The 13,435-nt window shown below is 48.8% G+C and carries 16 protein-coding genes; 11 read left to right on the top strand and 5 right to left on the bottom strand.

What is annotated here, in order from left to right:
- Nucleotides 1–142: 142 nt before the first annotated feature.
- The 7 genes from ICC18_RS20375 (at nt 143) to ICC18_RS20345 (ending at nt 5,833) form a co-directional block, all read left to right on the top strand.
- A complete protein-coding gene (locus ICC18_RS20375) occupies nt 143–1,093 on the top strand; it encodes an iron-hydroxamate ABC transporter substrate-binding protein (RefSeq protein ID WP_188176279.1) in 951 nt (316 codons plus the stop codon).
- A gap of 4 nt (nt 1,094–1,097) precedes the next feature.
- On the top strand, nt 1,098–2,108 hold the full coding sequence (locus tag ICC18_RS20370) for a FecCD family ABC transporter permease (protein WP_188176278.1): 1,011 nt from the start codon (nt 1,098–1,100) through the stop codon (nt 2,106–2,108).
- Nucleotides 2,105–3,112, top strand: coding sequence for a FecCD family ABC transporter permease (locus tag ICC18_RS20365; RefSeq protein ID WP_188176277.1), 1,008 nt, complete (start codon nt 2,105–2,107; stop codon nt 3,110–3,112). Before ICC18_RS20370 ends, ICC18_RS20365 begins: the two co-directional genes overlap by 4 nt.
- A 462-nt stretch (nt 3,113–3,574) precedes the next feature.
- On the top strand, nt 3,575–4,483 hold the full coding sequence (locus ICC18_RS20360; RefSeq protein WP_188176276.1) for an alpha/beta fold hydrolase: 909 nt from the start codon (nt 3,575–3,577) through the stop codon (nt 4,481–4,483).
- Nucleotides 4,480–5,130 (top strand): TetR/AcrR family transcriptional regulator, encoded by a 651-nt coding sequence (locus ICC18_RS20355; RefSeq protein ID WP_188176275.1) that lies wholly within the window; start codon nt 4,480–4,482, stop codon nt 5,128–5,130. Before ICC18_RS20360 ends, ICC18_RS20355 begins: the two co-directional genes overlap by 4 nt.
- A 65-nt stretch (nt 5,131–5,195) precedes the next feature.
- Nucleotides 5,196–5,498: an AbrB/MazE/SpoVT family DNA-binding domain-containing protein gene (locus ICC18_RS20350; protein ID WP_188176274.1), complete on the top strand. Its 303-nt coding sequence runs from the start codon at nt 5,196–5,198 to the stop codon at nt 5,496–5,498.
- A complete protein-coding gene (locus tag ICC18_RS20345) occupies nt 5,495–5,833 on the top strand; it encodes a type II toxin-antitoxin system PemK/MazF family toxin (protein ID WP_188176273.1) in 339 nt (112 codons plus the stop codon). Before ICC18_RS20350 ends, ICC18_RS20345 begins: the two co-directional genes overlap by 4 nt.
- A gap of 44 nt (nt 5,834–5,877) precedes the next feature.
- Here ICC18_RS20345 and ICC18_RS20340 read toward each other — a convergent pair whose 3' ends face one another.
- Nucleotides 5,878–6,951 (bottom strand): branched-chain amino acid aminotransferase, encoded by a 1,074-nt coding sequence (locus ICC18_RS20340; protein ID WP_188176272.1) that lies wholly within the window; start codon nt 6,949–6,951, stop codon nt 5,878–5,880.
- A gap of 131 nt (nt 6,952–7,082) precedes the next feature.
- On the opposite strand from ICC18_RS20340, the gene ICC18_RS20335 reads away from it, so the two are divergent.
- Complete coding sequence (locus ICC18_RS20335; RefSeq protein ID WP_188176271.1) at nt 7,083–7,955, top strand: LysR family transcriptional regulator; 873 nt, start codon at nt 7,083–7,085, stop codon at nt 7,953–7,955.
- Between the two features lie 88 nt (nt 7,956–8,043).
- The gene (locus ICC18_RS20330) at nt 8,044–8,202 is read left to right on the top strand and encodes a hypothetical protein (RefSeq protein ID WP_188176270.1); all 159 of its coding nucleotides are present in this window, start codon (nt 8,044–8,046) and stop codon (nt 8,200–8,202) included.
- 77 nt (nt 8,203–8,279) lie between these two features.
- Here ICC18_RS20330 and ICC18_RS20325 read toward each other — a convergent pair whose 3' ends face one another.
- Both ICC18_RS20325 and ICC18_RS20320 read right to left on the bottom strand, forming a co-directional pair.
- Nucleotides 8,280–8,429 (bottom strand): hypothetical protein, encoded by a 150-nt coding sequence (locus tag ICC18_RS20325; protein WP_188176269.1) that lies wholly within the window; start codon nt 8,427–8,429, stop codon nt 8,280–8,282.
- A gap of 54 nt (nt 8,430–8,483) precedes the next feature.
- Nucleotides 8,484–10,484, bottom strand: coding sequence for a methyl-accepting chemotaxis protein (locus ICC18_RS20320; RefSeq protein ID WP_188176268.1), 2,001 nt, complete (start codon nt 10,482–10,484; stop codon nt 8,484–8,486).
- A gap of 277 nt (nt 10,485–10,761) precedes the next feature.
- Here ICC18_RS20320 and ICC18_RS20315 point away from each other — a divergent pair, with 277 nt between their 5' ends.
- Nucleotides 10,762–11,712 (top strand): TRM11 family SAM-dependent methyltransferase, encoded by a 951-nt coding sequence (locus ICC18_RS20315; RefSeq protein WP_188176267.1) that lies wholly within the window; start codon nt 10,762–10,764, stop codon nt 11,710–11,712.
- A gap of 14 nt (nt 11,713–11,726) precedes the next feature.
- Here the strand turns inward: ICC18_RS20315 and ICC18_RS20310 are convergent, their stop codons facing one another.
- Complete coding sequence (locus ICC18_RS20310) at nt 11,727–12,326, bottom strand: PdaC/RsiV family protein (protein WP_312029567.1); 600 nt, start codon at nt 12,324–12,326, stop codon at nt 11,727–11,729.
- 153 nt (nt 12,327–12,479) lie between these two features.
- A complete protein-coding gene (locus ICC18_RS20305) occupies nt 12,480–12,641 on the bottom strand; it encodes a hypothetical protein (RefSeq protein ID WP_188176266.1) in 162 nt (53 codons plus the stop codon).
- A gap of 216 nt (nt 12,642–12,857) precedes the next feature.
- Here ICC18_RS20305 and ICC18_RS20300 point away from each other — a divergent pair, with 216 nt between their 5' ends.
- Nucleotides 12,858–13,430: a pyridoxamine 5'-phosphate oxidase family protein gene (locus ICC18_RS20300; RefSeq protein WP_188176265.1), complete on the top strand. Its 573-nt coding sequence runs from the start codon at nt 12,858–12,860 to the stop codon at nt 13,428–13,430.
- Nucleotides 13,431–13,435: the final 5 nt, after the last annotated feature.

The following is a 13,435-nucleotide window of genomic DNA, read 5'->3' as shown; positions in this document are numbered from 1 at the left end:
TTGATAATCATTCTTAATCGAATATACTGTTTTTTCTTTCTTTTGACAACGAAAAAAAATATTGACAAATATTTTACACATCAAGTATGGTATTAACTAAGATTGATAATCATTATCATTTATATATAAGGAGTTAAGCCAAATGAAAAAACCATTCATTCCAATCCTGCTAGTGCTTGTGCTAGCTATCAGTGCTTGCAGCAGCCAAACAACGAAAACAGAGGGCAGTCCGGCGCAGGCAGCCAAGGCAGAGAACGCTCCAGCCAAAGCCGATAGCAAATCTACGATCACATACCAATCGGAAAATGGAGCTGTCGAAGTTCCTGCTAACCCGCAGCGCGTTATTGTACTGTCTTCCTTTGCAGGGAACGTCATGGCGTTAAACGTCAAGCTGGTCGGTGTGGATTCGTGGTCGAAAAAGAACCCGCGTTTTGAAAGTCAACTTAAAGACGTGCAAGAAGTAACCGACGAAAGCCTGGAAAAAATGATTGAACTCAAGCCCGATCTCATTATCGGCTTATCCAATATTAAGAACGTTGATAAGTTGAAACAAATCGCTCCTACAGTTACATACACTTACGGCAAGGTTGATTATTTAACGCAGCATCTGGAAATAGGCAAACTTCTAAACAAAGAAAAAGAAGCCAAAGCTTGGATCGATGATTTCAAAAAGCGCGTTCAGAAAGCTGGAGACGACATTAAGGCGAAGATCGGTGCGGACAAAACGATTTCCGTCATTGAAAGCTTCGACAAGCAGCTCTACGTCTTTGGTGATAACTGGGGCCGCGGAACAGAAATTCTTTACCAGGAAATGAAGCTGTCCATGCCGCAAAAAGTTAAAGAGATGGCGTTAAAAGACGGTTACTACGCCTTGTCCCTAGAGGTTCTTCCTCAGTATGCGGGCGACTATGTCATCTTTAGTAAAAACCTGGATGCGGATAACTCCTTCCAGCAAACCGATACGTATAAAAACATTCCAGCCGTCAAAAACAAGCAATTGTTCGAAGTAAATGCAAAAGAGTTTTACTTCAACGATCCGTTAACGCTGGATTTCCAACTGGAAACCTTTAATAAAAATTTGCTTGGTAAATAACTCCATGACCAAAGAAAATCAACGATCCATCCCGTTTGGCTTTAAGCTGGTTGCTGGAATCATAGCGTTTATGTTCATGTTTGTTATCTCCATGATACTTGGCGCAGCAGATGCTACAGTGAAAGATGTATGGTTAGCGCTAACCTCAAACGCATCCGGCGATAACATTTCGATCATCCGTGAAATTCGATTGCCGCGTGAAATTGCGGGAATTGTCGTCGGAGCCGCATTAGCGGTTTCCGGCGCCATTATGCAAGGGATGACAAGGAACCCTCTTGCCGATCCGGGTTTGCTCGGATTAACTGCCGGAGCCAATGCCGCGCTTGCCTGTACGATTGCCTTTATTCCTTCGGCAGGCTACTTCGGCATTATGGTGGCTTGTTTTATCGGAGCCGCCGCAGGAGCTGCCATGGTGTTCGGGATCGGCGCAGTCAAGAAGGGGGGCTTGTCGCCGCTTCGTATCGTACTGGCCGGAGCTTCCGTCTCTGCGTTCCTGTACGCGATCGCGGAAGGCATCGGTATTTATTTTAAAATTTCCAAAGATGTATCCATGTGGACCGCCGGAGGTATGACCGGTACATCATGGGGACAGCTGCAAGCCATCGTGCCGTTTATTGCAATTGGAACGGTGATCTCGCTAATTCTCTCTAAACAGTTAACTATTCTTAGTTTGAGTGAAGAAGTTGCTGTCGGGTTAGGCCAGAAGACGGTATATATCAAAACGATTCTTTTTATCGTCATTATCTTGCTGGCAGGCGCCTCGGTATCACTGGTCGGGAATATGGCATTCATCGGATTAATGATTCCTCACGTTGTTCGGGCGATCGTCGGCACCGATTATCGCTTTATTATCCCGATGTCGGCGATTTCCGGCGCTACATTTATGCTTTTTGCGGATACCCTTGCCCGTACGATCAATTCTCCCTACGAGACGCCCGTAGTGGCGATCGTTGCAATGATGGGTCTGCCTTTCTTCCTCATTATCGAACGCAAAGGGAGGAAAGTATTCTCATGATTCATCTGAATTTGCTCAGAAAACAACGACTCCTGGTAGGCAGTTCGCTTGCATTGATTATCATTACGATCGTTATCGGGATGGGGATCGGATATTCCTCGGTATCCTTTGACAGATTGATTCCGACCCTTCTCGGCCATGGTACGTTTAAAGAAGAGTTCGTTCTATTTTCGGTACGACTGCCCCGGATCATCATTACACTGTTAGCAGGCATGGGCCTTGCCTTATCCGGTGCCATCCTGCAAGGGATCACACGTAATGATTTGGCGGATCCCGGTATTATTGGGATTAATTCGGGCGCCGGCGTTGCCATTGCCGTTTTCTTTTTATTTTTTCCCGTTAAAGCAGGATCCTTTGTTTATATGCTGCCGCTTGTCGCTTTTCTCGGCGCTATCATCACGGCCTGTTTGATTTATGTGCTGGCGTATAGTCGAAAAGCGGGTCTTCACCCTGTAAGATTAGTGCTGATCGGGGTCGGGTTTTCACTCGCGCTTTCCGGCGTCATGATCGTCGTTATTTCATCGGCCGAACGTGTAAAAGTTGATTTTATAGCGAAATGGTTGGCAGGAAATATTTGGGGGACCGACTGGCCCTTTATTTGGGCCATCCTTCCGTGGTTAGCCATTCTTATTCCATTCACCCTGTACAAAGCACATCGTTTGAACCTCCTTGTACTGGGTGAACCAGTGGCCATAGGCGTCGGTGTATCAGTTGAAAAAGAGCGCATTGTGCTACTGTTAACGGCCGTTGCTCTGGCGGCTTCGGCGGTTTCTGTCACGGGCGGAATTGCTTTTATAGGCCTCATGGCACCGCATATTGCTAAAGCATTAGTAGGACCTAGAAATCAATTGTTTATTCCAATCGCAATACTACTAGGCGGATGGCTGTTATTGCTTGCAGATACGATTGGGCGAAATGTCATTGACCCCGATGGTATTCCTGCAGGTATTATGGTTTCATTGATTGGAGCGCCGTATTTTATGTATTTATTGTTGAAAAAGTGAAAAATAGAAAACGTAGACCCACAACGTTGCTGTGGGTCTCGTTTTATTATGAAAATAATTGACGAACTAACGAGCGTTAGCTAAAATAGACTAACAGTCGTTAGTTTAATTGGGTTACGCATAACAAAATGGAATAGAGCCCACTTTTCGCTAATAACGACACTCAAGACGCTAAATCGAGCCAATAAGACTTAAATAAGGGTGTAGAGACTAAATGACGCAAATTAACGAACAATGTTCGTAAAACTGAGAACTTGTTCGCTGGAGCATCAGTTTGGCCCCTTTGATCATTGAATAGAGTCAAGATGTACGCTAAATAACGACAGTATTCGTTAATCTGATCGTGTGCGCAGGATCAGAGAGCAGCGCTGTATGCGCTGCCCCGATATTCGCCATTTGAAGCAATCGGCCCGGGTTATCTAAGTCATAACACGGCAAACGATAAGTTCTGGAGGGACGACCATGAGAAGTTTATATCGGAAACCGGCAGGAGAAATCCTGCTAAATGAGGCTTACAACGCCACCTTGTCTAGTTGGAAGGTGAACTATGAGAGTATGTATGTGTCCACAACATATGGGCAAACGCATATTATAGCGGCAGGCCCCGTTGATGGCGAACCGCTTATACTGCTGCACGGCTATGGCTTCAGCTCCACGAGCTGGGTCGACAACATAGAGCCGCTTAGCGCAAAGTACCGAGTATATGCCATTGATTTCATCGGCGATATGAACCTTAGTAAGACAACCAAGGTTATCCGTACCAAAGAGGAGTGCACGGAGTGGTTCGCGCAGGTCATGGACGGGTTAGGTATAGGCAGCGCCCATATTATGGGGCTTTCTTACGGCGCCTTCATCGGGATGATCGTAAGCCGTCTGTTGCCAGATAGAATACGCAGTCTGGTTGCGATCAGTCCTGGCGGAGCTATACAGCCACAACGGAAAAGCTTCTTCCTGCGCTGCATGATGGCAGGCATGCTGCCGAGCACGGTACGAATTCAACGGCTCATGGAATACATGACCGCGCCTGGCAATCAGGTCAATCCCGTTGTCCGGGAGCAATTCGTCATCGCCATGCAGAACTGTTTACCTCAAGTGCGGTTGCATGCTGCCAATATGTCGGATGAGGAGCTTCGCGCCATCGAATGCCCTGTTCTGTTGCTGCTCGGAGAGCATGAGGTGCAGTATGATGCGAAGCTAGGCTTGCAGCGCGCGAAGCGGCTTATTCCTCACTTGCAAGGGGAAGTTATTGCAGGCGCGGGACATGGACTTAGCTTGGAGAATCCGGAACTCGTGAACAACCTCGTGATCGCCTTTTTACAACAGAATACCGGAGAGAATAAGACTGACTCCATAAGGGAGCAAGCCATATGAGTGAGTACAGAACTTACTTGGATTTGAACGGAAATCCGATCGTCAATACGAACAAAATCAAAATTCTCGAAACCGCCATTGACCTCTTTTCCCGCAAAGGCTACTCAGGCGTTTCCATCCGTGAGATCACTCGGGAAGTGGGGATCAAAGAGAGCTCGCTTTATAATCATTTTGCGAGTAAAGAAGAGCTGTTGGGCGTTATTTTTCTCAATTTTCGCAGAGCGATCGGAGAGATACTTCTACCGCCTGAAATGCTAAGGGGCGCTTTGAAACAAATGATAGCAGAGCAATTTTTGCAGCAAGGGGTCATCAATTTCAAGGCTCATATTGATGATCCGATTAATGCGCGCATTTGGCGAATCGTCACGATTGAACAGTACCGGGACCCTTTGGCGCGTTCGATTCTGGTGGAGGATATTATTCAAAGAACACTGAGCTTTCTGGAGAGCGCCTTTGCACTAATGATCGAGCAAGGGGCGGTCAAGCCGCACCCGCCAAAGCTGCTCGCAGCTGAGTATCAGTATCCTTTGTTCGGTATGATCACCGAGTACAACCTGCAAAAGTACTTAGACCAAGACACCAGTGCGATCGAGCAGAGTATGGCGGATCATATTGAATTCTTTCTCAGCCATGTTCGTACAGCGTGATCAGGTATCAAATCCTTGATTTTTGTATATCATATGTATATACATTCCTCGGGGGGAGGATATACTTGGATTATAAAAGTGGAAAGGACTTGATCCTATTGACGACTGCCACGCTCAGTAAATGGGGAAACAGCAGCGCTATCCGCATTCCGAACCAATTGTTGAAACGCTTGAACCTGGAAGAAGGCGCTGAACTGCAAATCATGTTAACTCCAGAAAACGATATTTTGCTTCGCCCGGTGGCAAAGCCGCAAGAGTCGAATGAGGAATTGCGTACCCATTTAAGGTTGCTTCTCTCAAAGATTAAACCGGATTCACCACGTCATGAAGAGATCGATCTCGGTAAAGAAGGAGACGAGCTGATTTGACCGCTATCCCAATACGCGGCGACCTGGTCTGGCTGGACTTCGACCCGCAAGCAGGGCGAGAACAGGCCGGACGTCGTCCCGCAATCGTATTATCTGAAGAGGACTTTAATGAGCTGACCGGTTTTGCGCTGGTTTGCCCAATTACAAGCTCAGCACAGGATTATGCGTTTGAAGTCTCGCTTCCGGAAGGACTCCCTTTCACTGGTGTTGTGCTTACGGAACAGATGATAAGTTTGGACGTAAAAAAACGTAAGCTTAAAGTTGTCGGCAGCGTTCCGGCTGACTCAGATGTTATGAAAGCCGTACTTCGTAATACTCGATCTATATTGGCATAAGGAAAGCCCTCGGTTATCTCACTTCCGGAGGGCTTTTACTTATTTCAACATGAAACCATCCAACCGCGGGAATCCGGAAGGCTTCCGCTCTGTATGCCGGTTACGGCGTCGTAAAGCTTCTGTGTAAGCTCGCCGATGCCGCCTCCCTGAATATCCATCTGCTTTTCACCCCAAAGCAAGCTGCCTATTGGCGAAACGACCGCCGCTGTACCCGTGCCAAAAGCCTCCTCAAGGGTACCTTCCTCGTACGCCTGAACAATTTCTGCTATCGAAATTTTTCGTTCGGTTACCGGAACTCCCCAGTCGCACAGCAGCTGAATGATGCTGTCTCTTGTAATCCCCGCAAGAATGCTCCCGCTCAGACTAGGGGTAATAACTTCCCTGCCAATCCGGAAAAAGACGTTCATGCTGCCGACTTCTTCCAGATGCGCTTTCTCGATGGCGTCCAGCCAGAGCACCTGCGCACAGCCTTTTTCTTTCGCCAACGCCTGGGCTTTAAGGCTTGCGGCATAATTGCCGGCGGCTTTCGCATCGCCGATACCGCCCTGAACGGCTCTTGCATAGTGGTTTTCAACGAGAATGTTAATCGGCTTCAGCCCTTCATCGTAGTAAGCCTCGACTGGCGACAAAATGACGACAAACAGATACCGCGATGAACTCCGTACGCCTAGACCGGCTTCCGTCGCAATAACGAAGGGGCGAATGTAAAGCGAAGCGCCTTTTTTTTGTGGTACCCATTTTGCGTCCAGACGAACGAGAGCTTGAATAGCGTTGACAAAGAAATCCTCATCGAGAAGAGGCATTTGCAACCGTTCATTTGAACGATTCAGCCGCTTTGCATTTTGATCTGGACGAAAAATCCGAACCTCACCCGTATCCACGCAGTGATAAGCCTTCAAGCCTTCAAAAACAGCCTGCCCATAATGGAAAACCATCGCAGCCGGATCCAAAGAAAGCGGCGCATAGGGAACGATGCGCGGATCGTGCCAGCCTTTCCCTTCCTCATAATCTACCAGCAGCATATGGTCGGTAAAATAACGCCCGAATCCAAGGCTCTGCTCTGCCGCAGGTATGGCTTTTCCCTGCTCATTGCGCTCAATCCGAATAGTCCCGTACATCGTGAGTCATCCCCTTATTGGAAAAAAATGAAAGTGATTATTCTAACTATAGATAAAGAATAATCATTGATCAATTCCGAATTAACAATTACGATCATAGATATTAACTATGATATGCAGGGGTGAGGAGATTGGAATATCGGCTGCTGGAGTACTTTTTAGCAGTATGTGAAGAACTTCATTTTACGAAAGCTGCGGAAAAGCTGGGCATCAGCCAACCTACCCTAAGCCAGCAAATCCGACTACTCGAGCATCGGCTCGGGACGCCGCTTTTTCAGCGGATCGGTAAAAAAGTATTCGTCACGGAAGCCGGACAAATACTTCACAAGCACAGCAGGAACATGTTTCACGAGCTCGGCCAAGCCCAGGCTGCGATCAATGAAATTAGGGGCATGCAGCGTGGCCGACTGCGCATTGGCTGTTCCGGGAATCATCTGCTGACCGAGACGATCCTTTCGTTTCATGCGCGTTATCCGAAAATAGAGCTTTCGGTCACTGAGCTGGCTACCGAAGAAACGAAGGAAGGGCTGCTAAGCAATCAGCTCGATCTCGGCGTTGTTTTCCTGCCGGATGAGGATGAACATCTGCAGCGTATTCCGCTATATCATGAGCGTCTCGAGCTCGTCGTTTCCAGCAAGCACGAGCTTGCGAAAGCCGATTCGATCCCGCTAAGGGATCTGGACAAGCTTCCGATCGCCATGCTCCAGAAGAAATTCTATGTACGGCAGATGATCGACGATTGCACCGGACAAATCGGCTTCCCGTTAAAGCCGGTGTTGGAGTTGTCTACCTTGGAGTCGCTGCTGCAAATGGCCAAGAACAACCTGGGCGGGGCGATTGTGCCGGAATCTTATGTGAAAAGCGTAAGCGGCCGCAGCGGCATTAGCAGTATTCCCATCGTAGATCCCGTCCCGCAAAAGGAAGTGGGCATCGTCTACCGCAAGGACATGTTCATGTGCACGACGATGGATACGTTTATTAAAGAACTGATGCGGCATTTTTAATGCAGTATTTTTTTTATTTTAAAAATACGGTGGAATAAGTCCCTTACTCACGAAGCATATTAGCCTATATATGGAAAGGAGCAAAAGTATGGATAGTGAAACCGGACGTATAGATTCATATATGGAATCGGCGATGAATGACGAAGATAAACAGGATCATACCGATGAAAATGGGGCGGATGGTACTATTAACAGCAGTTCGGAATTAACCAGTCCTGAAACATGCCGAGCAGGTATTGACGAATAATAGGTAGCAGACATTAAGAAAGCGCATGTTGTTTAGGGGAGAGCCCCTCTGGCAACATGCGCTTTCTATCTATCGCGTCAGTGATTAGTTTGCTGGTTATCTTTCTCTGCATCTTCGACCGTGTATTTCATTTTCCCATTGCGGGCATGATCCAAGACGACATTAACCTCCTTGGATTGACCGGTTTTAGGATCGAATGAAGTGACAGTTTCTTTTTGCTCGTCCATGATCTTTCACCTCCGCATTTAGACTGCTCATTTTTTTGGGAAATCATCCAAGGGTTATTTCAACTTGAATCGATTAATTTGTTCTTGGAGCTCAGCCGCCATTACGCTAAGCGATTCGGAAGAAGAGCTGATTTCTTCCATCGATTGCAGCTGTCCGCTCGCTGATTTGGCGATAGCCTGCAGGCTATCCAGCGCTTGTTTCACGACGACGACGGTTTCTTGGGAAGAAGCGGATACTTCTTCCGTCCCGGCAGATATTTGCTGGGATGCGGCTGACACCTCTTGGATCTGGTCGTTGACCGTTTGGATCGAGGCCAGGATCGTTTGGAAGGCTTGACCGGCGGTCTCGACAAGCACCGCTCCTTTTTCGACCTCCGCGAGTCCGCCCTGCATAGAGCTGGAGGCTTCTTTGGTGGCGGCGATCGTTTCGCTAATGATGGCTGTGATGTTCACGGTGGCGCTGCTTGTCTGCTCCGCCAGCTTTTTAACCTCGCTCGCAACAACCGCGAAGCCTCTGCCGTGCTCGCCGGCCCTTGCCGCTTCAATGGAAGCGTTCAAGGCTAGCAGGTTCGTTTGTGAGGCAATTTCGGAAATAAAGCCGGCAATTTGACGGATTTGCTCGGATTTTTCCTCCAAGCCGCGTACCAGATCGGCCGTATGCTCCACGGCGTGACTGACTTCCCGCATCTGGGTGATGGCTTGCTGAATCTCGCCGTTGCCGTGGCCGACTTCTTGAACGACGATTTGCGCGGTTTCCGATACATCGGTGGACGACTCGGCAATTTTTTGTACGCCTGACGCCATTTCAACCATCGCGGTAGAGATTTGCTCCGAGGCCTGATAATTCGCTTCGGCACCTCGCACGACCTGCTCGACCGAAGCGGTAATATGCTCGGAAGCTTTTGTGGACTCGTTTGCGATCGCTGTGAGCTGTTCGGAAGATGCGGCTGTATGCGAGACCGCTTCAGACATTTTGCCGATCGTCTCGGAAAAAGTATCGAGCATGGCATTGATGTTCTTTCGCAGGGAAGCGATCTCGTCCTCACCGCGGCCCGGCAATCTGCCGGATAAGTCGCCCTGACCTACTTGCTGCATAAGCGAAGAGATCGCCATGATCGGGCGAATCATCAGCCTGGTAAGGAACATAGCCAGCACGATGACGAGTAAAGCGGTGATTGCCAGCATAATGATAGAATTATGTCTTAGCTTATCCACTTTTTGGTAGACTTCATCCTGCTCGCCGGTCAAAATCAGCTTCCAGCCTGTAGCTTCAATTGTTTGAAAAGCGGCTGACTTTAACGTGCCGTCAGGTTCTTTGTATAAAATATATCCGCTTTTATCAGCAAATACTGTTTTTTTGTAAAGATCCATTTTCTCCGCTGTAGAGGATTCCGCCAGCTTTTGCCCCGTTTTCTTCGGATGAACGAGGTAGGTCTCGTTCGGTGAGAGCAGATAGCCGTAACCGGTTTGCCCGAATTTGGTCCGGTTAATGATCGACAGCATTTGCTCCGGCGATAGGAAGGACTGTACGATACCACGGAATGCGCCCTTGTCGTCAACGAGAGGAACATCGATGATGATGATATTTTTACCGCTGGATCCCTCCTTGATGATTTCGGAGACGGCTACTTTTTTGGTAGTTGCTGCACTCTTGAAATTATCGAATTTGTTGGCGTCGAGCTGTTCGCCTGCCGTGTCGATCGACTTGCCTTGCGGGTCGATATAAGCAAAACGGAACACCTGCGGATCGCTTTGAGCCATAATTTTCAAAGTGGGGAGGATAGCGTCTGCTTTACCGTTCAGAAACTCCGGGTGATCTTTGACAACGGTTTGAATAGAAGCGATTTTTCCGTTCAGCCAAGCATTAACTTCGCTTGCATTCAGCTCAGCAATGTGCATTTGCTGTTCTTTGGTGTCGGACTCGACGACGGACGCGGATTGCGAGGTCAGGATGAGCATGGCAATCAATAACGGGATCAGAGAAACCGCCAGCAGAAGCAGCGTCATTTTCACTTTCAGCGATTTGGATCCCAATAAGGTACGTAATACGGACATATGTAGCGTTCTTCCTTCCAGTAGTCATTTTAGTACGACTACTCGTTTACGACATATTTCGACTTTAATCCTCCATTTTTCGTTATGGTAAAACTTTACATTCAAATCATCTCGGCGGTTGGGTTCGCTCCTGTTTCTACTAAGAACTTGACCAGGCCGGACCTGGGTATACAATAGAAGGAGCAAAAGGAGAGACTTAAAGACCGCTTAAAGATCCAATATTTACAGCGCGAATAAAATATGTTTACAGAGATTAGAGGGTTTATCCGTGGAGTATATGTATACCTATGCCTGCCATGAAGATGAGCGGGCTTTATGTGAATTAGAGCTGCGCACCTTACTGGGCGCAGAAGTAAATGCGCGCTACGTAGAAAGCGCGCGCTGTGTTGAGCCGAGCCGCAGCCCGTTCCTGAAGCTGCGGATGGATGTGCTGTTCGAGGCCGGCAGCCTGCAGGAGCTGGCCGAGATGGTTGCCGCGTTGACCGTGCGGGGGTCAACGTTCAAGGTTGTGTTCGCGGAGACGGGAGCTGCGGTCAGCTATGACCGCCAGCGGGAGATCGAACGCGAAATAGGCCGGCATCTCCGCGGCAAAGCCGAGATGCGACGGCCGGAGCAGTGGTTCGCCGTAACGGAGCTGCGAGGCCGGTGGTTGTTCGGCGACTGCAGCTACGGCGAAGCCGTATGGCTTCAGCATCAGCAGAAGCCGCAAAACTATTCCACCGCCCTAAGTACGCGCGTAGCGCGGGCGGTGGTGAATATCGCCGTGCCCGAGATAGCGGGCACGCGGGTCATTGACCCGTGCTGCGGCATCGGCACGGTGCTCGTGGAAGCGATGTCGATGGGCATCGACATCGTCGGCTGCGACGTGAACCCGCTGGCGGTGCGCGGCGCGCGGGTGAACCTGGACCACTTCGGCATGCCGAATGTGGTGAGCCTTGCGGACATGCGGACCCTCGGATGCACAGGCGAGCAGGCGACGCAATCGCCGACAAGCCTAGGGGGCCACTATGAGGCGCTCATCCTCGACATGCCGTACAACCTCTGCTCGAAGCTGCCCGAAGACGAGCAGCTTCAAATGCTGGAGAGCGCCCGGCGCCTCGCGGCCCGCGCAGTGATCATCACGACCGAGCAGATCGATCCGCTCGTCGCTAGGGCCGGCTTCCGCATCGCCGAGCGCTGCGTCGTCCGCAAAGGCAAATTCAGCAGACAGGTTCTCGTCTGCGTGTGAAGATCGCGGCCCGACTAGTACAGCATTTTGCCGAGCGGCCCATTTTCGTCGATGATATCCTGAATGTCGTACACGGAAATCGGGAAGTAAAGGAACCCGTATACATAGGCGGCAAGCTCATATACCTGGAAGTAGACGACCAGCGCTTTGTCGGCGATATAGTAGTCCTGATCGGGACGAATACTGGTGAAATCTACAAGCAGCGGGATATTCCTGGCTTTAATCTGAGCTTGGATCATAGCTGTAAGTCTGGCGACATAGTTACTGCCGGGCTTAAATAAATCTTTTAGTGCATATAGCTTGCCTGTCTCCGTACTGAAGGTCAGCGATTTTTGGATCGTTAATCCGTGTGCGCCCCCCGAAAACGCATAATTGATCAAGGACAAACTGAGGATGTGACGTTCATTTGTTTTGAGCTCGTAATAAGCGCTCACGTCAGTCAGCGGATTTTGCGGATATCCCTGATCGTGAAGCATTTGATTGACCGTATTCACGATAATTGTGTTAATCGAGTGTCCTACGGCATAAGGAGTTAAGTTCACAACAGCGGGATATAACAAATCGAGCTTTTCCCGCTTCACTGAATACGTCTGTATACTAACGGGTTGATCCATGTCCATCATCCATCCCTAGGTTTTTGCTACAATTTATTCGAAAGATGGGCGAATGGTTCATGGTTCCATTTTGCAATAGGCGATGGTTGAAAAGTGCCGAAAATAAAACGACAAGAGCTTTTTGGCTCCTGTCGTTTTTGGCGTTCTGTATGATTATTGTTGTGCCGTGGCGTCGTCGGCTTGGGATGTTGCACCTGCTTGATTCAGCTGGGAGGACAATTGTTCCACCTGCTCTTTGGACTCGCTGTCATCCGCATTCGCTTGAGCTGCGTTAATGGCATGACTGATCACGTCATTGTTATCGGCTGTTGACATGTGAAATCACCTCCTCCTTAGCGTTCATAAACGAATAGCTATGTAACGAACAAAGTATGCCACGAAAGAGAGGATTTCATTCGGAAGAGAGCAAAACCAAAGAAGATATTGATAGGAAAAACCTATAAACCGAATAGGATTCGTCTACTTCACAAATAGAGGTGAAGGATTGATAATAGAAGAAAATGGAAACTCAAATAGGGTGAGGTGTTTTGGATGGGAAAAGTGTTTGAAATGATGCTCCCTGAGCATGAAGCATTCATCGCGAAGCAGCACATGTTCTTTGTCGGTTCGGCTCCGCTGGATGGTGAAGGACATGTGAATCTGTCGCCAAAAGGTCATGATGTGCTGCGTATTTTATCTCCGATCGAAGTGGCTTATTTGGATTTGACGGGAAGCGGCAATGAAACGAGCGCGCATCTCGAAGAAAATGGGAGAATTACGCTCATGTTCACCGCATTTGAGGGCCCTCCCATGATCCTCAGGCTATATGGTCAGGGGCGGGTTATTTTGCCGGGAACCCAAGATTGGGAGGATCTGGCTACGCGGTTTACGTTGCTGCCCGGTGCTCGCCAAATCATTGTCGTTAACGTCCACGTGGTTAAAACCTCATGCGGATTCAGTGTTCCCTTCTACACGTACGAGGGAGAACGGGATACGCTGCAAAAATGGGCGGCGAATAAAGGCGAGCAGGGTCTGCTGGATTACCGCAAAGAGAAAAATACAGTCAGTATGGACGGCTTAACGACAACGATCGGTCAAAAGTTATCCACAGATACTGCGTCATAGCGCAA

The sequence above is a fragment of the Paenibacillus sedimenti genome (genome assembly GCF_014534655.1).
Lineage (GTDB): Bacteria > Bacillota > Bacilli > Paenibacillales > NBRC-103111 > Paenibacillus_E > Paenibacillus_E sedimenti.
This window is presented reverse-complemented; position numbering and strand designations above follow the sequence as displayed.

Coding starts and splice junctions, on each gene's coding strand:
- ICC18_RS20375 (WP_188176279.1), top strand. CDS start 143: ATGAAAAAACCATTCATTCCAATCCTGCTAGTGCTTGTGCTAGCTATC.
- ICC18_RS20370 (WP_188176278.1), top strand. CDS start 1,098: ATGACCAAAGAAAATCAACGATCCATCCCGTTTGGCTTTAAGCTGGTT.
- ICC18_RS20365 (WP_188176277.1), top strand. CDS start 2,105: ATGATTCATCTGAATTTGCTCAGAAAACAACGACTCCTGGTAGGCAGT.
- ICC18_RS20360 (WP_188176276.1), top strand. CDS start 3,575: ATGAGAAGTTTATATCGGAAACCGGCAGGAGAAATCCTGCTAAATGAG.
- ICC18_RS20355 (WP_188176275.1), top strand. CDS start 4,480: ATGAGTGAGTACAGAACTTACTTGGATTTGAACGGAAATCCGATCGTC.
- ICC18_RS20340 (WP_188176272.1), bottom strand. CDS start 6,951: ATGTACGGGACTATTCGGATTGAGCGCAATGAGCAGGGAAAAGCCATA.
- ICC18_RS20330 (WP_188176270.1), top strand. CDS start 8,044: ATGGATAGTGAAACCGGACGTATAGATTCATATATGGAATCGGCGATG.
- ICC18_RS20325 (WP_188176269.1), bottom strand. CDS start 8,429: ATGGACGAGCAAAAAGAAACTGTCACTTCATTCGATCCTAAAACCGGT.
- ICC18_RS20320 (WP_188176268.1), bottom strand. CDS start 10,484: ATGTCCGTATTACGTACCTTATTGGGATCCAAATCGCTGAAAGTGAAA.
- ICC18_RS20315 (WP_188176267.1), top strand. CDS start 10,762: ATGTATACCTATGCCTGCCATGAAGATGAGCGGGCTTTATGTGAATTA.
- ICC18_RS20310 (WP_312029567.1), bottom strand. CDS start 12,326: ATGGATCAACCCGTTAGTATACAGACGTATTCAGTGAAGCGGGAAAAG.
- ICC18_RS20305 (WP_188176266.1), bottom strand. CDS start 12,641: ATGTCAACAGCCGATAACAATGACGTGATCAGTCATGCCATTAACGCA.
- ICC18_RS20300 (WP_188176265.1), top strand. CDS start 12,858: ATGGGAAAAGTGTTTGAAATGATGCTCCCTGAGCATGAAGCATTCATC.